The 24,712-nt window shown below is 60.8% G+C and carries 17 protein-coding genes; 8 read left to right on the top strand and 9 right to left on the bottom strand.

Annotated features, from left to right (window positions below):
* Window positions 1–162: 162 nt before the first annotated feature.
* Window positions 163–3,276, bottom strand: coding sequence for a transglycosylase domain-containing protein (locus tag H043_RS0112135; protein ID WP_027612099.1), 3,114 nt, complete (start codon window positions 3,274–3,276; stop codon window positions 163–165).
* A 315-nt stretch (window positions 3,277–3,591) separates the two neighbouring features.
* Window positions 3,592–4,050: a transposase gene (locus H043_RS0112130; protein WP_027612098.1), complete on the bottom strand. Its 459-nt coding sequence runs from the start codon at window positions 4,048–4,050 to the stop codon at window positions 3,592–3,594.
* A gap of 624 nt (window positions 4,051–4,674) precedes the next feature.
* On the opposite strand from H043_RS0112130, the gene H043_RS0112125 reads away from it, so the two are divergent.
* Both H043_RS0112125 and H043_RS0112120 read left to right on the top strand, forming a co-directional pair.
* A complete protein-coding gene (locus H043_RS0112125) occupies window positions 4,675–6,093 on the top strand; it encodes an amino acid permease (protein WP_027612097.1) in 1,419 nt (472 codons plus the stop codon).
* A gap of 167 nt (window positions 6,094–6,260) precedes the next feature.
* Window positions 6,261–7,748 (top strand): glucosyltransferase domain-containing protein, encoded by a 1,488-nt coding sequence (locus H043_RS0112120; protein WP_027612096.1) that lies wholly within the window; start codon window positions 6,261–6,263, stop codon window positions 7,746–7,748.
* Window positions 7,749–7,754: 6 nt separating this feature from the next.
* On the opposite strand, the gene H043_RS0112115 is transcribed toward H043_RS0112120, so the two are convergent.
* Window positions 7,755–9,374, bottom strand: coding sequence for an FMN-binding glutamate synthase family protein (locus H043_RS0112115; protein WP_027612095.1), 1,620 nt, complete (start codon window positions 9,372–9,374; stop codon window positions 7,755–7,757).
* Window positions 9,375–9,615: 241 nt separating this feature from the next.
* The gene (locus tag H043_RS0112110) at window positions 9,616–10,416 is read right to left on the bottom strand and encodes a LuxR C-terminal-related transcriptional regulator (protein ID WP_027612094.1); all 801 of its coding nucleotides are present in this window, start codon (window positions 10,414–10,416) and stop codon (window positions 9,616–9,618) included.
* 125 nt (window positions 10,417–10,541) lie between these two features.
* On the opposite strand from H043_RS0112110, the gene H043_RS0112105 reads away from it, so the two are divergent.
* Window positions 10,542–11,363: a carbon-nitrogen hydrolase family protein gene (locus tag H043_RS0112105; RefSeq protein ID WP_027612093.1), complete on the top strand. Its 822-nt coding sequence runs from the start codon at window positions 10,542–10,544 to the stop codon at window positions 11,361–11,363.
* A gap of 207 nt (window positions 11,364–11,570) precedes the next feature.
* Window positions 11,571–12,896, top strand: a complete 1,326-nt coding sequence (locus H043_RS0112100) for an APC family permease (protein WP_027612092.1) — start codon at window positions 11,571–11,573, stop codon at window positions 12,894–12,896.
* Between the two features lie 6 nt (window positions 12,897–12,902).
* Here H043_RS0112100 and H043_RS0112095 read toward each other — a convergent pair whose 3' ends face one another.
* The 5 genes from H043_RS0112095 to H043_RS0112075 are packed head-to-tail and all read right to left on the bottom strand — an operon-like array spanning window position 12,903 to window position 21,243.
* On the bottom strand, window positions 12,903–14,306 hold the full coding sequence (locus H043_RS0112095) for an ATP-binding protein (RefSeq protein ID WP_027612091.1): 1,404 nt from the start codon (window positions 14,304–14,306) through the stop codon (window positions 12,903–12,905).
* On the bottom strand, window positions 14,303–16,117 hold the full coding sequence (locus tag H043_RS0112090) for a DAHL domain-containing protein (RefSeq protein ID WP_049827873.1): 1,815 nt from the start codon (window positions 16,115–16,117) through the stop codon (window positions 14,303–14,305). The genes H043_RS0112095 and H043_RS0112090 overlap by 4 nt, the downstream gene beginning before the upstream one ends.
* Entirely contained in the window at window positions 16,114–17,067 is a 954-nt protein-coding gene (locus tag H043_RS0112085; protein ID WP_027612089.1) for a cytochrome-c peroxidase, read from the bottom strand. The genes H043_RS0112090 and H043_RS0112085 overlap by 4 nt, the downstream gene beginning before the upstream one ends.
* Before the next feature lie 40 nt (window positions 17,068–17,107).
* Window positions 17,108–18,982 (bottom strand): bifunctional diguanylate cyclase/phosphodiesterase, encoded by a 1,875-nt coding sequence (locus H043_RS0112080; protein ID WP_027612088.1) that lies wholly within the window; start codon window positions 18,980–18,982, stop codon window positions 17,108–17,110.
* Window positions 18,979–21,243 carry an EAL domain-containing protein gene (locus tag H043_RS0112075; protein ID WP_049827872.1) on the bottom strand — a complete coding sequence of 755 codons (2,265 nt, stop codon included), beginning with the start codon at window positions 21,241–21,243 and terminating at the stop codon, window positions 18,979–18,981. The genes H043_RS0112080 and H043_RS0112075 overlap by 4 nt, the downstream gene beginning before the upstream one ends.
* A gap of 241 nt (window positions 21,244–21,484) precedes the next feature.
* Between H043_RS0112075 and H043_RS0112070 the strand changes: the two genes are divergently transcribed.
* From H043_RS0112070 to H043_RS0112055, 4 genes are all read left to right on the top strand, one after another.
* Entirely contained in the window at window positions 21,485–22,846 is a 1,362-nt protein-coding gene (locus tag H043_RS0112070; protein ID WP_027612086.1) for an HD domain-containing phosphohydrolase, read from the top strand.
* A gap of 67 nt (window positions 22,847–22,913) precedes the next feature.
* Entirely contained in the window at window positions 22,914–23,348 is a 435-nt protein-coding gene (locus tag H043_RS0112065; RefSeq protein WP_027612085.1) for an NUDIX domain-containing protein, read from the top strand.
* A 23-nt stretch (window positions 23,349–23,371) separates the two neighbouring features.
* Window positions 23,372–24,010 (top strand): LysE family translocator, encoded by a 639-nt coding sequence (locus tag H043_RS0112060; RefSeq protein WP_027612084.1) that lies wholly within the window; start codon window positions 23,372–23,374, stop codon window positions 24,008–24,010.
* A 2-nt stretch (window positions 24,011–24,012) separates the two neighbouring features.
* Entirely contained in the window at window positions 24,013–24,510 is a 498-nt protein-coding gene (locus H043_RS0112055) for a GNAT family N-acetyltransferase (RefSeq protein ID WP_027612083.1), read from the top strand.
* Window positions 24,511–24,712: the final 202 nt, after the last annotated feature.

Genomic DNA, 24,712 nt, shown 5'->3' with positions numbered 1-24,712 from the left:
TGGATCGTCCTTGATCAAAAATGGAACGATCAGCCTAGGCAAGGACAGTGGGTGAAAAAAGCGCAAATACCCGGTTGAAAGCGCCGGGGTTACGCGCGGAGGCTTCGAAAAACACGGAGTGAAAAATACACAGTTACCACCACGCCACGCTGCTTTCGTGGCTTAGCGGGCGGCGGTGACCTCCGGCGCCTGGCACATCGTGTGTGTGCCCGGTTGCAGGTACGGCGAAAGGATCGGCGCCATGCCCTTGAGCACTTGCACCGGCAGCGCCGAGGTGAACTTGAAGTTCTCCGCCGAGCGCCCAGGGACGAACGCGGTGAGCGTGCCGAAGTGGTTGTTGCCGATATAGAACACGAAGGTCGCGGTACGATTGATCGACTTCGAACTGAGGATCCGCCCGCCGGAGCCGATGGCTTCGATGCGGTTGTCGCCGGTGCCGGTCTTGCCGCCCATCACCAGCGGGGTGCCGTCGGCGGTTTTGAAACTGCCGGACACCCGTTTCGCCGTACCCGAGTCCACCACTTGCGACAACGCTTCGCGCATCGCTGTGGCGACCTCCGATGGCATCACCCGTTTGCCCACATGCGGGTCGTTGGTCAGACGCGTTTCATACGGGGTGTCTGCAGCAAAGTGCAGGCTGTCGATGCGTAGGGTCGGCATGCGCACGCCGTCGTTGAGGATGGTGCCGATCAGCTCCGCCAGTGCGGCAGGGCGGTCGCCGGAGCTGCCGATGGCGGTGGCCAGCGACGGCACCAGATGGTCGAACGGATAGCCGACTTTCTGCCAGCGCTGGTGAATCTCCAGGAACGCTTCGATCTCGAGCATGGTGCGGATGCGGCTGTCGCGGGCGCCCTTGTGCTTGCTCTTGAACAGCCAGCTATAGACTTCCTGACGCTCGAACTGGCTGGCCTTGACCACCTGGCTGAAGGTGGCGTCCGGGTTGTGCAGCAGATAGCCCATCAACCACAGGTCCAGCGGGTGGACCTTGGCGATGAAGCCCTGATCCGGCAGATCGTAGGTGCCCGGGCCGTAGGCGTCGTACAACCGGATCAGGCGATCGTCGGTGAGTTTCTCGGTGAGCTTGGCGCCTTTGAGGTGGGCGCGCACGAAGCTGTTGAAGTCTTCCTGACTGGCATTGGGCAGCAGATAACGATGCACCGCGGCCATGCGGATCGGGGTCGGGCGCATGCTGTCGAGGAAGGTGTCGAGGCGCGCCTGGGTGTCCTTGTTCTTGTACTTCTTCCAGAACTTGAGCAGGAACGAGGTGCCTTCGCGGTCAGCGAAATTGGCCAGGTATTCCTGACGTCGCGGATCGCGGTCGTCTTTGAGCAGTTCGGCGCTGCTGTTGGGGCCGGAGTAGGTGACGTAGCGCACCACGTCGCGCATCAGGCGAATGAATGGCAGGTTGATCGACTCGCGCAGCGCATCGCGCAGGGTCGGCAGGCGGCCGTTGTCTTCCTTGCGAAAGTTGTGGAACACATGCAGGCCGCCACCGGTGAAAAACGCCTCGCCGGGGCTGGCCGAATATTTGCGGTCGAGCGCGGCGCCGAGCATTTTCGACAGATCGTGATCCTTGTTCTGGATCAGGTAATCGATCACCCACTGGCTGAGGCGGTCCTGATCCGGCACTTCGACTTTCTTCAGTTCCGGCACGCTCATGGCGCCGTACTTGTCGTGCAGTTCGGAGATGATCTGCAGGTAGGTCGTCAGCACGCGCATCTTCGCCGTTGAGCCGAGCTCCAGCTTGCTGCCCTCGTTGATGTCGAACGGCTGGTCGGTGCTGTCGGTCTGCACGCGCACCCGCGAGCCGTCCGGGGTCAGTTCGAACAGGGTGAAGCTGTAGCGCACCTGGGTGGTGCTGGTGGGGGTGAGCAGGCGTTCGCCAATCAGGCCGGCCTGCCCGGCAAACGTGGGGTCGGCGAGTTTTTTCAGGTAATCGGTGGCCTGGGTCTGCAACTCGCCCTGCAAGGTGCTGGTGGCTGAGAGGTCGAGGCGATCAAGGTCGTACAGCGGACGGTTGAGCATACTCGCCAGACGGCTGCGGGCGACGCTGATGCCCTTGTTGGTTTCGATCGGCTGAAGGGTCGGCTGGGTCTGCCAGTCGCGGTATGTGACCTTGCTCGCCAGCGCGGCATCGGCCAGCGCGCTGTCGATCACGCCGCCCTGTTTGAGCAGGCGCAAGTGGCTGTCGGTGAGGTCGGCGAGTTCTTCGCGGCCTTTGGTCAGGTAATGCGAAGGGCGGCGCTGGGCGATCATCAGCGAGAGCATTTCGCGCAGGGCCAGGCCTTTGTCGGCCATGGTTTTCGCATCGGTGGCCGGGCTGTTCAGCTGTGCATTGGCCTGGTTGAAATCGCTGCCGTACCAGACCCGCAAACCTTCGGCCATGCCGTGTACTTCACCGTGCCCCGGCACAGCGGAAAGCGGCACGCTGTTGAGGTAGTCGCGGATAATGTTCTGCCGCGCGCCGAGGGTTTCCGGGCCGGGCTGATAGGCACGCACGCTGGCGGAAATCATCTGACGGATCTTCTCGGCGCCGGACACCGTCAGGCCATCGGGCGAGTGCCGGTACTTCTCCAGTTGCGTCGCCAGGGTGCTGCCGCCCGCCGATTGCCCCGGCAGGTGCAGCAGTTTCGCCACCTGCGACCACGCGGCCATGCCGAAGCGCGGCCAGTCCACCGCCGGGTTGGCCAACGGTTGCTTGGGGTCGAGCAGAAAGCGGTTTTCGATGAACAGCAGACTGCTGACCACCACCGGCGGAATCGCCGCAAAACTCGAATACAGCTGCTGCGGATACTTGTACTGATACAACGGCGCAGCGCGGCAATCGGTGATCGACAGCCCGGCCTGGATCTTTTCCGAATAGGGCACGAACAGGCCCTTGTCGGTGTAGCTCAACAGCGCGGGTGAAAATCGCGTCTGCTCGGTGATCACGTAATTGCGCTTGAGCAGGCGTGGCAGGAATTCATCGAGAGAGCTGTAGCCCAGACGCAGATCGAACGGCCCGTTGCCCGGATAGCGGATCGCTTCGCTGGGGCCGGGCTCCAGCTGATATTTGAGCGAGGCGGCGTACTGGCTCAGCTCCCGGGACTGGAAACGCGAGGTACGCATCTCCTTGCTCGCGGCCAGACCCACCACGATGGCGATAATCAGCAGCAATAACCAGAACGCCTTCCAGCCATGCCGGCTGCGGCGTTTTTTGGGGGGGACAGGCGCTTCATCCACACGTTCAGTCGGAACCACGGCTTTACTCGAATCGGTTTGCCACAAAGCGCCCATAGTCGATTGATCCATTCACGCAGATTGATCGGACTTGACTGAAGCTTAGACGGTGGTTGGTGATGGGGAAAAAAAAGTGCGGGGAAGCCATCTGAACAAAACTGAAGTCGCTGGCTGTGGAGGTTATCTGTGGCGAGGGGATTTATCCCCGATGGGGCGCGAAGCGGCCCTTGAACAAGGGGCTACGCATTTTAATAGCTGGGCCTGCTGCGCAGTCCATCGGGGATAAATCCCCTCGCCACAGATAAATCCCCTCACCACATTCAAATCTCCTGACCACAGATGAATTGACATGATTTAGTTTCAGTAATGGGCCTAGAGCCAGCAGGCGTCCCAAAGCGGGTAGTCGCCAATCCGCTCCACCAATCCCGCCCGTAGCGGATTGGCGATGATGTAACGGGCGAACGGTTTCAAGTCTTCGCCATCACGGATGGCGCGGTCGTGATAGCCGGTTTGCCACAATCGACCGCGACGACCGGTTTTCCTGTTAACGGCTTGGGTGCAGCGCGCCTTTACCGCGCCAACGATTTTGCCAAGATTGTCGCTTTTCAACTGCATCAACCAATGAAAGTGATCAGGCATGACCACCCAGGCGATGGACTCTACTAAGCCTTGTTCATGGGCGTGGCGAAACTCTGCAACCAATAAACGGCCTGTGCGCCAGTCGGAAAATACGGGGTGGCGGTCATACACCACTGAAGTGACGAAATAGGCTCGGTCTGTTTCGGAATGTCGTCCTAAACGAAGACGGTAGGAATTTGGTTTGACTGGCATGTTCGCTCCCTGCGTTCAGTCATCAAGGCCTGAAGGCTAGTGGCGGATTACTTGAGCCGGGTCTGTAAATGCCGTAGGAATTTTCGTTTTTCAGGCGGGGCGGGGAATATTGACGTCACGTGTGGCGAGGGGATTTATCCCCGATGGGGCGCGAAGCGGCCCTGACCAAGGGTGATCACATTTTAAGAGCTTGGGCCTGCTGCGCAGTCCATCGGGGATAAATCCCCTCACCACAGAAAGCTTTCAACGCAATAGGCCATATGAACTGAGGAGTACCGGTTTAGAGCTGTTTAATCTTCAAGACCACCAAAGCAGGGCCATGACGGTGCACCATCATCGTGCAATACTCGCCGGGATTTTTGTGGTGAATATTCCTACGCATATCAGGTAATATCTCTCCGCAAAGCGGCTTTTTGCCGAGACTTCTAGCTGAATGCTGTCACTTATAGAGTGAAAAGCCCTGTGACAAGCTTTCTATACTGCACGCCCCGCTGATCTTGCAGGCAGGGTCCTGCATGACGTGTCTGCCCACGAAGCAGGCGCGGTGTCGGGAAGCTGAGGCCTATCGGTCGAGGCTTCGACACACGGTGGTCATATCCAATAACAAGACGAGGTTGTATCCCTATGCCAGTCGGCAATCACCTGCCCCATGGCGAGACCGCTCACGGCGGCCCGCTTAAACGCGAACTCGGCGAACGGCATATTCGCCTGATGGCACTCGGTGCCTGTATCGGCGTCGGCCTGTTTCTCGGCTCGGCCAAGGCCATTGAAATGGCCGGCCCGGCGATCATGCTGTCGTACATTCTCGGCGGTCTGGCGATCCTGGTGATCATGCGCGCCCTCGGTGAAATGGCCGTACACAACCCGGTGGCCGGCTCGTTCAGCCGCTACGCCCAGGACTACCTCGGCCCGCTGGCGGGCTTTCTCACTGGCTGGAACTACTGGTTCCTGTGGCTGGTGACCTGCGTCGCGGAAATCACCGCCGTCGCCGTGTACATGGGCATCTGGTTCCCCGATGTACCGCGCTGGATCTGGGCCCTCGCAGCGCTGATCAGCATGGGCTCGATCAACCTCATCGCGGTAAAAGCCTTCGGTGAATTCGAGTTCTGGTTCGCCCTGATCAAGATCGTCACCATCATCGCCATGGTCATCGGCGGCGTCGGCATCATTGCTTTCGGTTTCGGCAACGACGGCGTGGCGCTGGGGATTTCCAACCTGTGGGCCCACGGCGGCTTCATGCCCAACGGCGTGACCGGTGTGCTGATGTCCCTGCAAATGGTCATGTTCGCCTACCTCGGTGTTGAGATGATCGGCCTGACCGCCGGTGAAGCGAAGAACCCGCAGAAGACCATTCCCGATGCAATCGGCTCGGTGTTCTGGCGCATTCTGCTGTTCTACGTCGGCGCGCTGTTCGTGATCCTGTCGATCTACCCGTGGAACGAAATCGGCACCCAGGGCAGCCCGTTCGTGATGACCTTCGAGCGTCTGGGCATCAAGACCGCCGCCGGCATTATCAACTTCGTGGTGATTACTGCGGCGCTGTCGTCGTGCAACGGTGGCATCTTCAGCACCGGGCGCATGCTCTACAGTCTGGCGCAGAACGGCCAGGCTCCGGCCGGGTTCGCCAAGACCTCCAATGGCGTGCCACGCCGCGCGCTGCTGTTGTCGATTTTCGCGCTGCTGATCGGCGTGCTGCTCAACTACCTGGTGCCGGAGAAAGTCTTCGTCTGGGTGACGTCGATTGCGACCTTCGGCGCGATCTGGACCTGGGTGATGATCCTGCTGGCGCAACTGAAATTCCGCAAAGGCCTGAGCGCCAGCGAACGTGCCGGCCTGAAATACAAGATGTGGTTGTACCCGGTCAGCTCGTACTTCGCGCTGGCGTTTCTGGTGTTGGTGGTCGGCCTGATGGCGTACTTCCCGGACACCCGCGTGGCGCTATATGTGGGGCCGGTGTTCCTGGTGCTGCTGACCGTGTTGTTCTACGTGTTCAAGCTGCAACCGACCGGTGAAACGCAGGGTGCGGTGCGTTCGGTTTCGTAAGTCGACAGTACGGTGATACACAAGCCCCGGCCCATTGGTCGGGGCTTTTTTCATGGGCGCTTCAGAAGCTGTAACCGCCGGTCTGAAAGCGCGATAAAAACCTCGAAGCAAGGCTCAAAACCTGTATCACTTCGCAATTTCGCGCGGCATTGAAACGGGGCGCGCACATGAGAACGAGCGCATTTCTCCAACGAGAACTCAGTCAGCGTCAGGTCGCGCTGTTCTTCCTGCTGGCTACCGCGTTGTACGTCCTGCCCCTGATCCTCGCCGACTTCCCGTACATCGACGACAACTGGCGCACGCTGGCCGCCGGCAATGCCTGGGCCGGGCAGGGGCGATTGTTTGCCGACTGGTTTTATCAAGCGCTGACGTTCACCGGCGCCGCGCCGAACATCTTTCCGTTGCCGCTGTTGCTCGCCGTCGTAGCGATGAGTCTGGCCCTGACGCGCCTGACCTTTCACTACTTTGCAGAACCGACGCTGGCCTGCTGTCTGGTGCCGTTGCCGCTCTGGTATAACCCGTTCCTGCTGCAGAACTTGTCCTATCAATACGACGGCCCGATCATGGCCCTGAGCATGGTCGCGGCGATCTACGCCATCACGTTCGAAGGTTCATCGCGGGTGCAGCGCTGGCTGGTGCCGGGGGCGTTGCTGGCGCTGGCGATCGGTCTTTATCAGATCAGCTTCAATGTGTTTCTCGGGCTGTGTTGTGTCGAGTTGATCAGGGCTGTTCAGCGGCGAACGCAGTGGCTGGAGATCCTGCGGATGCTGGGCTGGAAACTCGCACAAGCGGGCCTGGGCATCCTGATCTACAGCGCCACGGCGTACCCGTTCATGGAAACGTTGCGAAAAACGGATCTGTTGAACCTGGACGCCGATCCGCTGTTGCAGATCGGCATCAATTTCGCTCGGGTCCTGGAGAAAGTCGCGCTGCTGTTTCACGGTGGCTACCCGTGGGTTTTCGCTGCGCTGGTGTTGTGTGCGATCGCTGGCTGTGTGCGCCTGATTCAGTACCGCCAGAACCGTTGGTCAACCCTGTTGCTGTGCTTGCTGACGCTGCCAGTGCTGGTCTTGCTGGTGCCGGGGATCACGCTGCTGTTCCGTGATTTCAATGAAGGCGCGCGCACCCTGATGGGCTTCGGCGTGTTGTTGCTGGGGTTGTTCTATCTGGCGCACGTTGCGTTGGCATCCGCGCATCGTCGCTTGCCCTTGCTGCTGATCATTGCGCTGCTGGCGACTCTCTCGCTGTCCTTCGCCTACGGCCGGGTACTGAATCTGCAGAAAACCTTCGCCAACAGCGCGCTGTACAGCCTGAGCCATGACATCGCTGCCCATCGCGAGCTGCGTGAAGCCAAGCGGATCTATCTCTCGGTGAGCTACTCAGAGCGCTGGCTGGCCAGTGCGACCGGTTCATTCAAGCGGCTGCCGGTGCTGCACTATCTGCTCAACGTCGACTACTTCATCCTCGCGGAAAATCTGCCGTCAGCAGGCATTACCAACGTGGTCGCCGAACGCGAGCGGCGCAACGCCACCCGCGTCGGTTATCAGGGGTTTCCAGCGCTGGTGGACAGCCTGTATTACCGGATTTACCTGATTGGCGATTACGGTTTCATCGTCATGAAAGAGCCGCCGCCTCACCGCCTGCTCAGTTGGTGACGATGCTCAGGCTGCCGCCACTTCCTGCGGCTCAAAGCTGTCTGCTCGCGCCATCTGCCACATCCGCGAATAGAACTCGCCATTCACCTCACCCGTGAGCAATTCCCCCGGTTTCAGAAACACATGCAACTGCGAGAACAGTTTGATCTCGGTCGCCGACATGCGGCGCACCAGGTGCTTGGCCGACAGTTGCGACGGATGCTCAAGGCCTGCGGCGGCGAGCATTTCTGCCAGCGCCTTGAGCGTGTTGCGGTGGAAGTTGTAGACGCGCTGAGCCTTGTCCGGGACGACGAGGGCGCGTTGGCGCAGAGCGTCCTGGGTGGCGACGCCGGTCGGGCATTTGTTGGTGTGGCAGCTTTGCGACTGGATGCAGCCGATGGCGAACATGAAACCGCGCGCGGAGTTGGCCCAGTCGGCGCCGATGGCCAGCACGCTGGCGATGTCGAACGCGCTGACGATCTTGCCGCTGGCGCCGAGTTTGATCTTGTCGCGCAGGTTCAGGCCGACCAGGGTGTTGTGCACGAACAGCAGGCCTTCGCGCATCGGCACGCCGATGTGGTCGGTGAACTCCACGGGCGCTGCGCCGGTGCCGCCTTCCTTGCCGTCGACCACGATGAAGTCCGGCAGGATGCCGGTTTCCAGCATGGCCTTGGCGATGCCCATGAACTCCCACGGGTGCCCGAGGCAGAACTTGAAACCCACCGGTTTGCCGCCGGACAGTTCACGCAGTTGCTGGATGAAATGCATCATTTCAATCGGCGTGGAGAACGCGCTGTGGCGTGACGGCGAGATGCAGTCTTCGCCCATCATGATGCCGCGGGTGTCGGCGATTTCCTGGGTGACCTTGTGCTTGGGCAGGATCCCGCCGTGGCCGGGTTTGGCGCCCTGGCTCATCTTGATTTCGATCATCCGCACCTGCGGATTCTGTGCCTGAGTGGCGAAGCGCTCCGGGTCGAAACGGCCGTCGCTGGTGCGGCAGCCGAAGTAGCCGCTGCCCAGTTCCCAGGTCAGGTCGCCGCCGTGTTCGCGGTGATACGGGCTGATGCTGCCTTCGCCGGTATCGTGGGCGAAGTTGCCGAGCTTGGCGCCCTGATTCAGCGCGCGGATGGCGTTGGCGCTGAGCGAGCCGAAGCTCATCGCCGAGATGTTGAACACCGAGGCCGAATACGGCTGGGTGCACTGCGGGCCGCCGACGGTGACGCGGAAACCGCTCGGGTCGCTCAACGGCGCCGGGCGCATCGAGTGGCCGATGAATTCGAAGCCCGATTGATACACGTCGATCAGCGTGCCGAAGGGTTTGTCGGCGCTTTCATTTTTCGCCCGCGAGTACACCAGCGAACGCTGGGCGCGGGAGAAGGGCAGGGCGTCGCTGTCGGATTCCAGCAGGTACTGGCGGATCTCCGGGCGGATGCCTTCGACCAGATAGCGGATGTTGCCCAGGATCGGGTAGTTGCGGCGCACCGCGTGCGGGCTCTGCAGCAGGTCGAACAGACCAAGCAGGCTCAGTACGCCGGTGACGGCGGTGATCGGCCACAGCCAGTCGTGTTCGAGAAAGGGCAGGCTGGCGAGGGTGAAAATCACGCAGACGGCAAAGAAGGCGTAGCGGCTCAGGAGTGACAGGCTCATACGGTTTCCTTGGTTCGGACTCAATGGTTTGCAAACCTGTGGCAGCAGGCGGGCCTGTTGATGAGATTTATTGTGGTGAGGGGATTTATCCCCGATGGGTGGCGAAGCCGCCCCAAAACCATTCACTGCGGTTTAACTGAAAGACCGCATGCATAGACTTGGGGCTGCTGCGCAGCCCATCGGGGATGAATCCCCTCACCACAGAGAATCTGTCGACACAGGAAAGCATTTCCACGCGTTATCAGGCGTTCTGCGCCTGGAGAAAAATCGAAAACAGCTCCGACTGGGATTTGATCCCCAGCTTGCTGTACATATGTTTCTTATGGACTTTCACGGTTTCTACGGAGATTTCCAGCTTACGGGCGATTTCTTTACTGGAGCAACCGCTGAGCATCAAACGCCCGACATCCAGCTCCCGGGCGGTCAGTTGCGCGCCCTTGAGTTGTTGCACCGACGCTTCCAGTTGCACCCGCCAGTCAGCGGGTGCAGGTGCGGCAGCGAGGGCCACGGTCTGGTTGATCTCGTACGGCAGACGCTGACGCAACAGGCCCAGCACCCACGGCTGGATCAAAGACAGCAAAGCGATCTGTTCGCCAGTGAAACGTTTTTCACTGCCTAGCGAAAGGCACAACGTGCGCTCGCCTTCGAGTTGGCAATTGAACTGGATTTCGTCGGCGACCACATTCAGACGAAAGTATCGCTGGTAATACTCGGTCAGCTCGAAATGCTCCGGTGCCACCTCGGACAGGCGGTACAGCCCGGTGCGCGACTGCTCGCGGCAGGCGATGTAGAACGGGTCGAGCAGGTACAACCCGCGCAGATAATCCTGAAACAGCGGGTCGGGACTGCCGTCCTCGCCGGGGCATTCGGCGAACACCTGCGGGTGCTGATCGGCACTGAACAGCAGCACCACCCAACTATCGAACGCCACGTACTGGTCGAGCAGACGCACCAGTTGCGCCCAGAAATTCGGCTTGTCCAGCGCGTCGATCAGTTGCCCGACGGCGCGGTGCCAGGTGATGTCATCAAACGAAACGGTCATGGATCTACCCCTATCGGGTTACCCCGGCCGCGTGATTCCCTGGCCGGTTGCTTGCTGCGCATACTGGCCCACAGACAGCCACCGGGCAATCTTTCAGCGCCCGGCCATGACCACAAGGACTCGCGATGAAAGTCGAACTCGCCCAACTGGCAGGCCGTGACAAAGACACGGCGTACAACCTCGAACGTGCCCTCGCGGCGATTGCCGCATGCGCCGCCGACACGCAATTGATCGTGTTCCCGGAAACCCACCTGATGGGCTTCCCGAGCGCCGACACCGTGGCGCAGATCGCCGAGCCGCTGGATGGCCCGACCGTCCGCGCCGTGCTGGCCGCCGCCCGCGAGCGCAATATCGCCGTGGTGATCGGCATGGCCGAAAGCGACAACGGGCGCTTCTACAACACCACGCTGCTGATCACCCCCGAAGGCATCGCCCTCAAGTACCGCAAGACCCACCTCTGGGCTTCGGATCGCGGCGTGTTCGAGGCGGGCGACCGCTATGCCACTTGCGAGTGGAACGGCGTGCGCGTCGGCCTGCTGATCTGCTACGACATCGAGTTCCCCGAATCCGCCCGCGCACTGGCGCAACTGGGTGCCGAATTGCTGATCGTGACCAACGGCAACATGGACCCGTACGCCCCGACCCACCGCACCGCGATCATGGCCCGCGCCCAGGAAAACCAGGCGTTTGCGCTGATGGTCAACCGCGTCGAGGCCGGGGATGACGGTTTGATGTTTGCCGGCGGCAGTGCGCTGGTGGATCCGCTGGGGGAATTGCTGTTCGAAGCGGGGCGGGAAGAGGGGCAGTTCAGCGTCGAGCTGGATTTCGACCGGTTGGAGGTTGCGCGCAAGGATTACCGCTACCTGGATGATCAGCGTTTGAAACTGCCGGGGGAGGTGGTGGAGCACGCTTCTGGATTGCGTGAGTTGCTGATTCCTGCGCGCTGATCCGGGTTCTGTGTCGGTCGGGCTGACGCCTTCGCGAGCAAGCCCGCTCTCACAGGGGAACGCGGTCACTGTGGGAGCGGGCTTGCTCGCGAAGAGGCCAGTCCAGACAACACACCTGCTTGATCCAAAAAACAACAAAGCCACACCCGAAATATTCGCCGAACTCGGCTCTGCCATAAATCCAATAACATTCGGAGTAAGTCGCCCATGGCTCGTTTGCAACGCACCCTTTCATTAGGGTCGGTGGTGCTGTTCGGCATCGCCTACATGACGCCGATCATTGTCCTCGGCACTTTCGGCATCCTCGCGCAATCCACCGCCGGCATGGTCCCGGCCTCGTATCTGGCGGCACTGGTGGCGATGTTCTTCACCGCCATGAGCTACGGGCGCATGGCCGCCGCGTTCCCGGTCGCCGGTTCCGCTTACAGCTACGTGCGCAAGGCGATCAGCCCCAAGCTCGGCTTCATCGCCGGTTGGGCGGTGCTGCTCGATTACCTGTTTTTGCCGATGGCGATCTGGCTGATCGGCGCGGCGTACCTCGCTTCGGCCTTCCCGTCGATCCCGCAGTGGATCTGGGTACTGGCGTTCATCGGCATCACCAGCGCGATCAACATCATCGGCCTGAAACTGGCCAACGGCATCAACGCCTTGCTGATGCTGGTGCAATTTCTGGTGCTGATCGCTTTCGTCGCGCTGTGCGTGCACTACGTTGGCGGCGATGCGCGCACGCCGTTGTGGTCGATCAAACCGTTCTTCAATGGCGACATGCAGATGCCGCTGATCATGAGTGGCGCGGCCATCGCCTGTTATTCGTTCCTCGGTTTCGACGCGGTCAGCACGCTGACCGAAGAGACCCGCGACCCACGCCGCACCATTCCACGGGCGATCATGTTGATCACGCTGATCGGCGGGCTGATCTTCGTCGGGGTGTCGTACTTTGTGCAGATCGCCCACCCGTCATTCCAGTTCGACAGCGTCGACTCGGCGGCCTATGAAATTGCGCGCAACATCGGCGGCGATCTGTTCGTCTCGATCTTCCTCATCGGCCTGATCGTCGGCCAGTTCGCCTCGGGATTGTCGGCCCAGGCCAGCGGTTCGCGCCTGCTGTTTGCGATGGGCCGCGACGGCGTGTTGCCCAAGTCGTTTTTCGGCACCTTGCATGCGCGCTTCGGCACACCGGTCAACAGCATCCTGTTGTGTGCAGTGGTGGCGTTGCTGGCGCTGAAACTCGACGTGACCACGTCCACTTCGTTCATCAACTTCGGCGCGTTCCTGGCGTTCAGTCTGGTCAACCTGTCGGTGATCTTTCATTACTGGATCGGCGGCGAGAAAAAGGGCCCGCGTGAGCTGGTGCTGTTTCTGCTCTTCCCGTTCATCGGGTTGGTGGCGGACTTGTGGCTGATGGTCAGCCTGGATCACCTGGCGGTGTATCTGGGCCTGAGCTGGCTGGCGATTGGCGTGGTGTATCTGGCGGTGCTCACGGGCGGCTTTCGTCGTCAGCCGCCGGAGATGGATTTTCAGGAAGCGACCTGAGACACCTCAGGCTGCGGGTCGGCTCTGGCGCATCGGTAACTCGACGCGAAAGGTTGTGCCCACGCCCGGTTCGCTGCGGACTGAAATGTCGCCACCGTGTTTTTTCACGATGCCGTAGGACAGGGAAAGGCCCAGCCCGGTGCCCTGACCGACCGGTTTGGTGGTGAAAAACGGATCGAAGATTTTCTGCAGGATGTCCGGCGCGATCCCCGCGCCGGTATCCGCGACTTCCACCCAGGCCGTGTCCTGCTGCTGCCCGGTACGCAAAGTAATGGTGCCGCGCTCGGGCCCCATGGCCTGCGCCGCGTTGACCACCAGGTTCATGATCACCTGATTGATTTGCGAGGGCAGGCACTCGATGTCCGGTAACGGTTGATATTCCTTGATCACGTCGGCCTTGTACTTGAGTTCGCTCGCGACAATATTCAGCGTCGAGTCGATGCCTTGTTGCAGATTGGCCCACTGCCATTGCTGATGGGTATCGACCCGGGAGAAATCCTTCAGATCCTTGACGATCTGTCCGACCCGGCCAATGCCTTCCTTGGATTCGCGGATCAACACCGGGATGTCTTCGAGCAGAAAATCCAGATCGGCGTCTTTGCGCAGTTGCTCAAGCCGGGCCACGGATTTGCTGTCCGGCGTGGGGCCCAGCGTCTGCCAGGCATCGAGTACGCTCAACAATTGGTTGAAGTAGCCGTCGAGGGTGCCGAGGTTGGAGGAGATGAAGCCGATCGGGTTATTGATTTCATGGGCCACGCCGGCCGCCATTTGCCCCAGTGACGCAAGCTTTTCCGACTGCACCAACTGACTTTCCAGTTGCTTGCGTTCATCTATTTCGCGCTGCAGTTCTTCGCTGGCCTGCTTGAACTGCGCGGTACGCTGATCGACCAGATGTTCCAGATGATGCATCTGCAACGAGGCGCGTTCGGTCATCTGCCATTTGGTCAGCAGGGTGTTGGCCATCTGCTGCACTTCGATGTTGTCGAACGGCTTTTTCAGGATCAGTAACCGGTCATGCGCCTGCAGACGTTCGAGCAGTTCATCCCAGGAATAATCCGAGTAGGCGGTGCACACCACCACCTGCAACAGCGGGTCTTGCTGCCATAGATGCTCGATGGTCTTCGCGCCGTCCCAGCCGTCGGGCATGCGCATGTCGACGAAGGCCAGCGCGTAAGGGCGTTGTTCCTGCAGGGCCTGCATCAGTTTGCCCAGACCTTCCTCGCCGCCGTAGGCCGAGTCCAGCTCGAACGGCGGACGTTCGGCGCGAATCTGAGCGCCAAACAGTGCTGCTTCCATCTCGTCCAGTTCCACTGACTGTGCTGCCGGTGGCGCGAGAATCTTGCGGAAGTCTTCATGAATCGACGGCATGTCGTCGATCAGCAGAATGCGGCGGTTCGACAGCTCGCTCATGCGTTCTCCGTGACGCTGATCAGGGGGATCTGCAAGGTGAACAGCGCGCCTTTGCCCGGTCCGTCGCTGTGCGCGGTGAGGTGCCCGTTCATCTCGATGGCCGCCAGCGCGCAGCTGTGCAGACCGAAGCCGTGACCTTCCTTGCGGGTGGTGAAACCGTGGGCAAAGATCCGCGTCATGTTTTCCGGCGCGATGCCTTCGCCGTCGTCCCTGACGCTGATTTCGAGGAAGTTGTCATCGACGATTCTTACCGCCAGGGTCATGGTGCGGGGGCGGTTGCTGAGGTCAGACATGGCGTATTTGGCATTGCTGATGAGGTTGATCAGGATCAGCAGCAAACGGTGTTTGTCGCCCATCACCTGCGGCACCTCGGCGTACTCCTTGACCACCGTGACGTGATGCCGGGTCAGGGCCCCGGCGTTCATGCGCAGCGCATCTTCGAGCAGCTCGTTGATAAAGAGCGGCTCGGTCATGCTGTTGGCGCCGGCGTAGGATTGCTGGGTGGCGACGATGTCCTTGATGTGATCGACGCTTTTGTTCATCTGGTTCAATTCGTCGATCATTTCCTGCTGTTCCTGGGCGATGGCTCCGACCAACTGGTTGAGATAACCGGGGAGCAATTTGCCCTTGGCGTCTTCGCTGAGAAAGGCGCCGAGGTCGTGCGGGTGCTCGTTGATCAGCTGCATCGCCTTGCCCAGGCCCTGGGTCTTGCTGCTGCGCAGCTTGCGCGCGATCAGGTCGCTGGAAATGTTCACGCTGTTGAGCACGTTGCCGACGTTGTGCAGCACATTGGTGGCGATTTCCGCCATGCCGGCCTGACGTGCAGCGTCGAGCAGCTCGCTCTGGGCGTTCTTGAGTTCCCGGGTGCGCTCCTCGACGCGTTGCTCCAGCGCATCGTTGGCGGTTTGCAGGGCCGTATTGACCCGATTGATCTCGGCGAAACTGCCGATCAGGCGGATGGCCAGCCACACCAGCGACAACATCAGCAGCACCGAGAACAGCAGCAGATAGAAGTGGTATTGGCGGTCGACCTGATCGACGCGCTGTTGATCGCGATCGAGCATGGTGGTGAGGGTGTCCAGGCGCTCGGCCACGGGAATGTTTTCGATGCTTTCGAGCAACTGATTGACCAGTGGCTGCTCGCGAGCGATCAGGCTGATGTGATTGCTCATGATCTTGATCGGGGCTTCAAACGCCGGCGGAAGGCGTTGGGCGTTGATCTTCAGTTTGTTCAGGCCGACCTCGATGTCGGCGGCCCTGTCGTCGGAGGTGACCTGGGCGAATTCCAAGGCGCTGAGCAGCAGGTCATAGGTGTCGGTGGTGATGTTCTGCAGCTGTAATTTATCCAGGTCCGCCAGGTTGGCGAGCTGCTCTTGGATGTCGTCTTCGGCGGTGGGCAAAAACGCCAGGGAATTGCGCAGCAGCGCGTTGTGCGATTTGAACTGTTCGACCAGACGGGTTTTCTCCTGCATCGCCTGCAGAAAACCCTCGTGAGCTTCGTTCCATTGCGCCGAGTCGCTGCGACCATGACCGGATTCGATTGCGTCGAAGCGCGCCCACAGCCGGTTCATCTCGTTCATCGGTGACACCAGCGGATCGTAGTTGTGGGTCAGTGCCACCCTGGCCTTGAGGATCTCGTTTTCCCACAGTGAGTTCTGCTGTTTGATCTGCCGGATCAGATCCCGCGACTCGGTGTACGTCATGGTCTGGTCGGAGCTGGACTTGAAGTACAGAAACAGCAGGATCGAGGCCAGTGCCAGGGCGACCAGGGTCAGCAACAGCAGGCTGCGTCGCCGCGAGATGTTGATCATGGTTTGTCTTCCCGTTGGCCGGTCAGGGTTGTCAGAAACAGCATGATCAGCCGTTTGTCCTCTTCGCTGGGCATGCGCCCCAACTGATACTGGAACATCACATCCACGGCCCGTTCGAGGGTGGGCGCCGAGCCGTCGTGGAAATACGGTGCGGTGATCGCGACATTGCGCAGGCTCGGCACCTTGAACACCGCCCGGTCGACTTCGTCGCCGGTCACGTTGAAACGACCCTGATCGGCCACGGTCGGGTTGCCGCGATCGGCAATGTAATCACCGAACACGCCGAATTTCTGGAACATGTTGCCGCCGATGTTCACCCCCTGATGGCAGGCGATACAGCCGTACTCCTTGAAGCGCTGATAACCGTATTTTTCGTCCAGCGTGAGGATGTCGGTATTGCCCAGCAGGTACTGATCGAAGCGTGAGTTGGGGGTCAGCAAGGTACGTTCGAAACTGGCCAGCGCCTGCTGGATGTTGGTCTTGGTCACGCCGTCCGGGTAGGTGGCGGCGAAATCGCGGCGGTAATCGGCGTCGTTGGCGATCCGCTCGACGACCGTGCTCCAGTCGCTGCCCATTTCATGGGGGCTGGTGATGACGACATTGCTCTGTTCTTCCTGCGTCTCGACGCGGCCGTCCCAGAACTGGCGGAAATTGAGGCTGGCGTTGAACACGGTCGGTGTGTTGACCGCCACCGGTTTGCCGTCGAACCCCAGCGAGAGCGCCCGGCTGTCGGCACCGTTCTTGTCCAGTTGGTGGCAACTGGCACAGGACAGTGTGTTGTTGATCGACAAGCGTGGCTCGTGGAATAACCGACGACCCAGTTCCACGCGTCGGGCGTCCTGCTGTGGCACGGCGGGCAACGGTTTGAGCGGCTCGTCCAGCGGGTCGGCACTGGCCCCGGCGCAGAGTCCGCACAGCAGCAGCGTCATGGCGGGACGGAACAGGTTCATCGGCAATCGTCTCCTTGACTCAAGGCCGGTATCGAGGCGTTCATCGCGCCGTCCACGGTGGCGGGGCTGCGTTGGCCAGCCAGTGCGCAAAGTCGTCAGCCGGTAATGCCTTGCTGAAAAAGTAGCCCTGACCTTCTTCGCAGTCGTGGGCCTTGAGAAACGCCAGTTGCTCGGCGGTTTCGATGCCTTCGGCGATGACGTTGAGCCCCAGACTCTTGCCCAGGCTGATGATGGCGCTGACCAGTGCCGCATCGTTGCTGTCGTTGCACAGACCGCGAATGAACGACTGGTCGATCTTCAGCACATCAATCGGAAACCGGCGCAGGTAACTCAGGCTGGAATAGCCGGTGCCGAAGTCATCGATGGCCAGGCGGGTGCCCAGCGCCTTCAAACGATTGAGCGCTACCATCGTTGTTTCGACGTTCTGCATCAGCACACCTTCGGTGATCTCGATCTCCAGCCAGTCAGGGGCCAGGCCTGTCTGCTCAAGCACGCGTTCGACGCCCGCAACGAAGTCACGCTGGCGAAAATCGATGGGTGACATGTTCACCGACATGCGGATCGGCGGCAGACCGGCTGTTTGCCAGGCGCGGGTCTGGCGACAGGCTTCGCCCAGTACCCATTTGCTCAAGGGCACGATCAGTCCACTGTCCTCTGCCACCGGAATGAACTCCGCCGGGTAGATCCAGCCGTGTCCCGGTTTCTGCCAGCGTATCAGCGCTTCGGCGCCGACCACGGTGCCGCTGCGCAGGTCGATTTTCGGCTGATAGTGCAGGACAAACTCGTGCTCGTGCAGAGCGCGGCGAATGCCCGACTCGATGCTGTGCTGCTCGCGGGCGTGCTGGTTCATGGCTTCGATGAAGAAGCCAACGCTGTCAGGGCCGTGCTCCTTGACGTTGCGCATCGCCGTCTCGGCTTTTTTGATCAGCTCGATGGCTTCGAGGCCGTCATCGGGGTACACGCTGATGCCGACGCTGGCGGTGACGCTGACGTCATGCCCGGCTATCGTCTGCGGCAGACGAATGGCGGCCAGCAGTTTTTCCGCGACGCCGTGGGTTTGCTGTGGATGGTTGATGTCGCCGAGGATCACCACGAACTCGTCCGAGCCATAGCGAAACACCGAGTCGGAATCACGCACGCATGACAGCAGTTGGCGGGCGGTGCGTTTGAGCATTTCATCGCCCGCCGGATGGCCCAACGCATTGTTGATGCGCTTGAAGCGATCCAGACCGAGAAACATCACCACCAGTTGCTTGTCATGGCGCCGGCAGACAGCCATGGCCTGACTCAGGCGATCACCCAGCAGGGTGCTGTTGGGCAGCTCCGTGAGGCTGTCGTATTGCAACAGATGCGAGACCTTGAGCAATTCGTGAACCCGCGCCTCGATGGTCTGCTCAAGGCTGAGCATCTTCAGCGCCGCGTCCTGCGCCAGTTGCCATTTCCAGGTCAGGGCGTTGGCCATCTGACGGATTTCCAGACTGTCGAACGGCTTTTTCAGTATCAGCAACTGGTCGCCGAATTCCAGCCGTTCGGCCATCGCCTCCCAGCTGTAGTCGCTGTACGCGGTGCACAGGGCAACCTGCAGATTTGGATCGACACGCCATAGCTGTTCGATGGTTTCCAGGCCATCCCAGCCCGGTGGCATGCGCATGTCGATGAACGCCAGAGCATACGGGTTGCCGCTGGCCAGCGCGTGTTTGACCAGGGCCAGGGCTTCCTGGCCCTGATAGGCGGAATCGAGCTGGAAGGTCAGGTGCGGCGATTGACGGGTGCCGAACAGTGTCTGTTCCAACTGATGCAAGTCGACGTCGTCCTGCGCCTGCGGGGCCAGAATCTTGCGAAAGTCCTCATGAATCGCTGGCGTGTCATCGATGATCAGGATGCGCCGGTTGGTCTGGGGGAAGGCCGTTTTCATGCCTCATCCTCCTTGGGGGAGGGCGCCGCGCGGGGCACGTCCCGGAGCAACCGGCCCGCCTGTTCGGCGCTGACCGCTTCGCTGAAATACAACCCCTGTGCGCTGGGCAGCGGTGCTTCGGCACGGGGAACATCAGGTCGATTAAGGGGTGTCTGGCCTTCGGCGATGATGCCGATGTCCAGGTCCCGGGCGAAATTGAGGATCGCTCGCAGGGCGTTGGCTCCGGCCACATCCTGGGACGCGCTGGCGATAAAGCCCTGGGCCAGTTTGAGGTGATTGACCCGGTAGGTTTTCAGGTAATCGAACGAGGAATATTCGGTGCCGAAATCATCGATGGCAATCGCCACGCCCAGCTCACGCAGGCGCGGCAATGCATCGTTGTGGGTCCACTTGGTCTGGGCCAGCGTGGCTTCGGTGACATCGAATCGCAGGTCCCAGGGGGCGAGTTCCCAGCGTGCGGTGGTGCGCAGAACGTCGTAGATCAGTTCGGGGCCACTTTTGAGCTGTGCCAGGGAAATCTTGATCGCCATCACTGGCGGGGCGACCCCGTCATTTCGCCACAGGTGCATCTGGTGGCAGGCGTGATTCAGTACCCAGCGTCCGAGCGGAATGATCGCGCCGGTTTTCTCCGCTATCGGTACGAAAGCGGAGGCGGGTAGCAGACCGAGGCGCGGATGTTGCCAGAGGATTTGCGCCTCCATGCCCAGAATCCTGCCGCTGTGCAGGTCAATCTCCGGTGCGTAATGCAGCAACAGTTGATTGCCCTGAAGGGCGCTGGTCAATTCGTCGACCAGGGTCATGCGTTCGGCCACTTCCCGCGAGATGTCCTCGGAGTGGAAGTGATACTGATTGCGCCCCATTTCCTTGGCGCGGTACAGCGCCATGTCGGCCTGCCCGAGCAGGCTGTCGGCGTCGAGACTGAGCTCGCTGTAACTGCTGATGCCGATGCTCACCGAAATGTGCAACGCATTGCCGGCCAGGTTGTAGGGCGCCAGCAGCGTGTCGCGGATATTGGCCGCCATGGCGGCTGATTGGGTCGGATCGCTGACGTCCAGTTGCAGGATCGCGAATTCATCGCCGCCCAGGCGCGCCACCACGTCGCTTTCGCGCACGCCTGATTTGATGCGGCGGGCGACTTCCTGCAGCAGCAGATCGCCCACCGGGTGGCCCAAGGTGTCGTTGATCCGTTTGAAGTGGTCCAGATCCAGGTAAAACACCGCAAACGGCGCGGCCCCCCGACGCGCGGCGGCGAAGGCCTGATGCAGGCGTTCGATCAGCGTGGCGCGATTGGCCAGGCCTGTCAGGCCGTCGGAGCGCGCCAGTAACGCCAGTTTTTCCTCGGCCACGCGGCGCTCGGTGATGTCGAGGATGATGCCTTCGACTTCCAGCAGACGGCCGTCATCATCGCGCACCGGGATGTAGCGGTTTTCCACCCAGCGCCAGGTGCCCTGGCCGGTGCGCATCCGGAACTCGATCGAAGCGCCTGACGCATGCCGATCCAGCACCCGGGCCATGGCGGCATCGACGCTGGCCTGATCGTCCGGATGAATCAGTTCCTGCGCCCAGTTGGGCGAGCGCAGCAGGTCGGCGGCGACATGGCCGTAGCGGGTGATGTTGTGGGAGATGTACATCAGGGCAAACGACGGATCGCCGCGCAGCCGGTACAGGATGGTCGGGCTGTTCTGCACAATCATGTTGGCGTCGGACAGCTCGCGGGTGCGCTCCTGAACCGCCTGTTCCAGCTGGTTCATTTTCAGCTCGGCGTCTTCGGTCATCTGCCATTTGACCGTGAGCGCGCTGGCCATCTGCCGGATCTCGATCGCGTCGAACGGCTTTTTCAGAATCAGCAAGCGGTCATTCAGTGCCAGACGCTGGTCGATGTCTTCCCAGGAATAGTCGGAATACGCCGTGCACAGCGCGACTTGCAGCTTGGGGTCGACTTGCCACAGCCGTTCGATGGTCTCCAGGCCATCCCAGCCTGGCGGCATGCGCATGTCGATGAACGCCATGGCGTAGGGGCGGTTTTCAGCCAGCGCGGCTTCGAGTTTTTCCAGCGCTTCGCGGCCCTGAAAGGCCGAGTCCAGCTCGAAATGCTGGGACGGTGTCGCGGACGGGGTGCCAAACAACAGATTCTCGGTTTCGCCCAGGCCGTCGTCAGCGGGGACGAGCGGGCAGAGAATCTTGGCGAAATCGCCATGAATCGACGGGCTGTCGTCGACGATAAGCACCCGACGATTGATATGCGCTGCTGGCTGGTTCATGCCGCGCCGCCCATGAGGCCGCTGGCGGGTGTCATCCGGGGCATCCTTTTCCCTCGCAACTTGTCGGTTCAACCGATGGAGTATTGCACCGTGTTCAGCATAGTCGTCCCGGCGCGACGCCGTGGCCTGTGAGCGAAGATTTGCGTGAATGCAGTCAAAAATCATCTAGCCTTGGACTCAGGCGCGGGCCAGTGAGGCGGTCGGTCGATGTGTCGTTAACCCTGTTTCTTGAGGCCAAGCCATGGAAGAGCAATCCACCCCGTTGCCGGTACATCGACCCAAGGTGTTGCTGGTCGATGACGAGGAATCGATCCTCAACAGCCTGCGCCGTCTGCTGCGGGGACAACCCTATGACGTCCTGTTGGCGACCAGCGGTGCCCAGGCGCTGGAGATGCTGGAGCAACAGCCAGTGGACCTGGTGATGAGCGATGCGCGCATGCCGAACATGGATGGCGCCTCGTTACTGGCGCATGTCCGTCAACGCTATCCGGCGACCGTGCGCATCATGCTCACCGGTTATGCCGACCCGTCGGCAATCATCAAGGCGATCAACGACGGGCAGATTCACCGCTACATCAGCAAACCGTGGAATGACGAGGAGTTGCTGCTGATCCTGCGCCAAGCCCTCGAACATCAGCATTCCGAGCAGGAGCGCCTACGTCTGGAGCGCTTGACCCAGGTGCAGAACGACCAGCTCAAGCTGCTCAACAGCACCCTGGAAAAGCACGTCGCGGCGCGCACTGCCGAACTGCAGCAGACCGCCGACATGCTTGACCTGGCCTACGAAGAACTCAAACACAGCTATGTCACCGGCACCGAAGTGTTCTCGCTGCTGGCCAATTTGCGTCTGCCGCCTGCCAAGCAGACCAATCGGCAGATCATCGAACTGGTGCGCAGCTACTGCAAACAACACGGTCTGGACGAGGCCACCAGCCGCGACCTGACCATGGCCGCCGCGCTGTACAACATCGGCAAACTGAGCTGGACCGATGGCATGATGACCACGCCTTCGGATCTGCTGCGTCACACCGATCGCGAGCGTTATCGCAGCTATCCGAAGCAGAGCGAATCGCTGTTGATGACGCTTGACCCGATGAAGGACGCGGCCCGCCTGATTCTGCATCATCAGGAACGCTGGGACGGCAGCGGTTTTCCTGATCGGCTCAAGGGCGAGGCGATTCCGTTGGGTTCGCGCCTGCTGAAACTGGCAGTGGATTTCGTCGAGTTGCAACGCGGCCTGATCCTCGAACGGCATTTGAACAGCGACGAAGCCCTGCTCTACCTGCGCCAGTACGCCGGGCGTTTGTATGATCCCGAGCTGGTCGAAGATTTCATTCAGGTGTGCGCGGCATTTCTGGGCGACGTCACCCTCGCCGACCCGCCGGTCAAGGTGCTGACCACCCGGGACCTGGCGGCAGGGATGATTCTGGCGCGTAATCTCAATGCCGATAACGGCATGCTGCTGCTCAACGCCGGCAAGGTGCTCAGCGCACTGCTGGTGGAAAAGCTGATTGCCTTCGAAGCCATGGAGGGCGGCAAATACAAGATATTCGTCAAGCTGCCCGAGGAGGATGAAACCGCGCTCAAGGCTCAGGGGGAGTGACCTGTGAGGTGACTGAATCAGGCCGGGCATGGGATCCTTGCGGTTTTTCCAGGCCGGTGGCTGACCCATGACCTCTGCATCCGTTGTCGCTCCAAACCTCATCCGTATCGCCGCGGCGCTGTTGCTCAACGCCGAAGGCCAGACTCTGCTGGTGCGCAAGCGCGGCACCACGGCGTTCATGCAACCGGGCGGCAAGATCGAAGCCCATGAGTTGCCGGTGCACGCACTGGCCCGCGAGCTGGAAGAAGAGCTGGGCCTGCAAATCGACCCGGCGCAGGCCTGCTTCCTTGGCCAGTTCTCGGCGCCGGCAGCCAACGAGCCGGGATTCGTCGTGCAAGCGGAGATTTTTCAGTTGACCATCGTCGCCGATGTGACGCCCGCTGCCGAAATCGAGGAAGTGCTCTGGATCGATCCCGCCACTGATCCTGCTGTGGTTCTGGCGCCATTGACACGCGACCTGATCCTGCCGTTTTATCGCAGCTCACTGATGGCGCTCGCCTGATCATTCACGCAAAGGACATTGCCATGATCCCGCTTCAAGACCTGCTGATCTTCGCCGCCGCCGCGCTGTTGATGGTACTGACGCCGGGGCCGAACATGATCTACCTGATCTCGCGTTCGATCTGTCAGGGGCGCAAGGCCGGAGTCACCTCGTTGTTCGGTGTGGTCGCCGGATTTTTCGTGCACATGTTTGCCGCGGCCGCCGGCTTGACCGCGGTGTTTTTGGCGGTGCCGCTGGCTTATGAAGTGCTGAAGTGGGCCGGTGCGCTGTATCTGCTGTGGCTGGCCTGGCAAGCGGTCAGACCCGGTGCGCGCTCGCCGTTCGAAGCGCAGCAACTGCCGGCGGATTCGTCGCGCAAACTGATCACCATGGGCTTTCTTACCAGCGCACTGAACCCGAAAATCGCCGTGTTTTACCTCTCGGTGTTTCCGCAATTCATCAGCCCCGAACACGGTTCTGTGTTCACCCAGAGCATCATTCTTGGCCTGACCCAGATCAGCGTCAGTTTCAGCGTCAATCTGCTGATCGCGCTGTTCGCGGCGGGCATTGCGTCGTGGTTCGTGCGCAATCCGACATGGCTGGCGCTGCAGCGTTACTTCATGGGATTTGTACTCGCCGGTCTGGCGGTGCGTCTGATGCTTGAACAACGCAGGACGGCCTGAACATGTGGATCGAACGCCTCGACGCCAGTCATGCCCTGGCTTACCGCGAGATGATGCTCGAAGCCTACGACCGACATCCGCAGGCCTTCACCTCCAGCGTGCGCGAGCGCGCGGTGATGCCGTTGAGCTGGTGGGAAGCGCGGCTGACCAGCAAGCTCGACGTAGTGCTCGGTGCGTTCGAGGAAGGCACACTGGCCGGCATCGTCGGCCTGGCATTCGAGCCGCGAGAAAAGGCCCGCCATAAGTCGACCCTGTTCGGCATGTACGTCTCAGCCGATTTTCGCCAGCACGGCCTGGGCCATGCATTGGTGCAGGCCGCCATCGCCGAAGCACACACCCATCCTGCACTGAAACTCATCCAACTGACCGTCACCGCCGGCAACGCCGCCGCGTTCTCCCTGTACCAACGCTGCGGCTTCATCCAGTTCGGCCTTGAGCCGCTGGCGGTGCGGGTCGGCGAAGACTACTTCGACAAGATTCACATGTGGCGACAACTCTGATCGTCCCCCTAAGTGAGAGGTTTTTGTGGCGAGGGGATTTATCCCCGATGGGCGGCGAAGCAGCCCCAAATCCTACAAACGCGGGCTATCTGAAACACCGAGTGCACAGGTCTCAGGGCTGCTGCGCAGCCCATCGGGGATAAATCCCCTCACCACAATGAATCTTTTTGTCTCGCAAATGTTCTCGGTTTACCGTCAGTCA

The organism is Pseudomonas sp. URIL14HWK12:I6, from assembly GCF_000514195.1.
Taxonomy (GTDB): Bacteria; Pseudomonadota; Gammaproteobacteria; order Pseudomonadales; family Pseudomonadaceae; genus Aquipseudomonas; species Aquipseudomonas putida_A.
The sequence above is the reverse complement of the archived record's forward strand: the minus strand, read 5'-3'. Positions and strand labels throughout refer to the sequence as shown.

Coding starts and splice junctions, on each gene's coding strand:
- H043_RS0112135 (WP_027612099.1), bottom strand. CDS start 3,276: ATGGGCGCTTTGTGGCAAACCGATTCGAGTAAAGCCGTGGTTCCGACT.
- H043_RS0112130 (WP_027612098.1), bottom strand. CDS start 4,050: ATGCCAGTCAAACCAAATTCCTACCGTCTTCGTTTAGGACGACATTCC.
- H043_RS0112125 (WP_027612097.1), top strand. CDS start 4,675: ATGCCAGTCGGCAATCACCTGCCCCATGGCGAGACCGCTCACGGCGGC.
- H043_RS0112120 (WP_027612096.1), top strand. CDS start 6,261: ATGAGAACGAGCGCATTTCTCCAACGAGAACTCAGTCAGCGTCAGGTC.
- H043_RS0112115 (WP_027612095.1), bottom strand. CDS start 9,374: ATGAGCCTGTCACTCCTGAGCCGCTACGCCTTCTTTGCCGTCTGCGTG.
- H043_RS0112110 (WP_027612094.1), bottom strand. CDS start 10,416: ATGACCGTTTCGTTTGATGACATCACCTGGCACCGCGCCGTCGGGCAA.
- H043_RS0112105 (WP_027612093.1), top strand. CDS start 10,542: ATGAAAGTCGAACTCGCCCAACTGGCAGGCCGTGACAAAGACACGGCG.
- H043_RS0112100 (WP_027612092.1), top strand. CDS start 11,571: ATGGCTCGTTTGCAACGCACCCTTTCATTAGGGTCGGTGGTGCTGTTC.
- H043_RS0112095 (WP_027612091.1), bottom strand. CDS start 14,306: ATGAGCGAGCTGTCGAACCGCCGCATTCTGCTGATCGACGACATGCCG.
- H043_RS0112090 (WP_049827873.1), bottom strand. CDS start 16,117: ATGATCAACATCTCGCGGCGACGCAGCCTGCTGTTGCTGACCCTGGTC.
- H043_RS0112085 (WP_027612089.1), bottom strand. CDS start 17,067: ATGAACCTGTTCCGTCCCGCCATGACGCTGCTGCTGTGCGGACTCTGC.
- H043_RS0112080 (WP_027612088.1), bottom strand. CDS start 18,982: ATGAAAACGGCCTTCCCCCAGACCAACCGGCGCATCCTGATCATCGAT.
- H043_RS0112075 (WP_049827872.1), bottom strand. CDS start 21,243: ATGAACCAGCCAGCAGCGCATATCAATCGTCGGGTGCTTATCGTCGAC.
- H043_RS0112070 (WP_027612086.1), top strand. CDS start 21,485: ATGGAAGAGCAATCCACCCCGTTGCCGGTACATCGACCCAAGGTGTTG.
- H043_RS0112065 (WP_027612085.1), top strand. CDS start 22,914: ATGACCTCTGCATCCGTTGTCGCTCCAAACCTCATCCGTATCGCCGCG.
- H043_RS0112060 (WP_027612084.1), top strand. CDS start 23,372: ATGATCCCGCTTCAAGACCTGCTGATCTTCGCCGCCGCCGCGCTGTTG.
- H043_RS0112055 (WP_027612083.1), top strand. CDS start 24,013: ATGTGGATCGAACGCCTCGACGCCAGTCATGCCCTGGCTTACCGCGAG.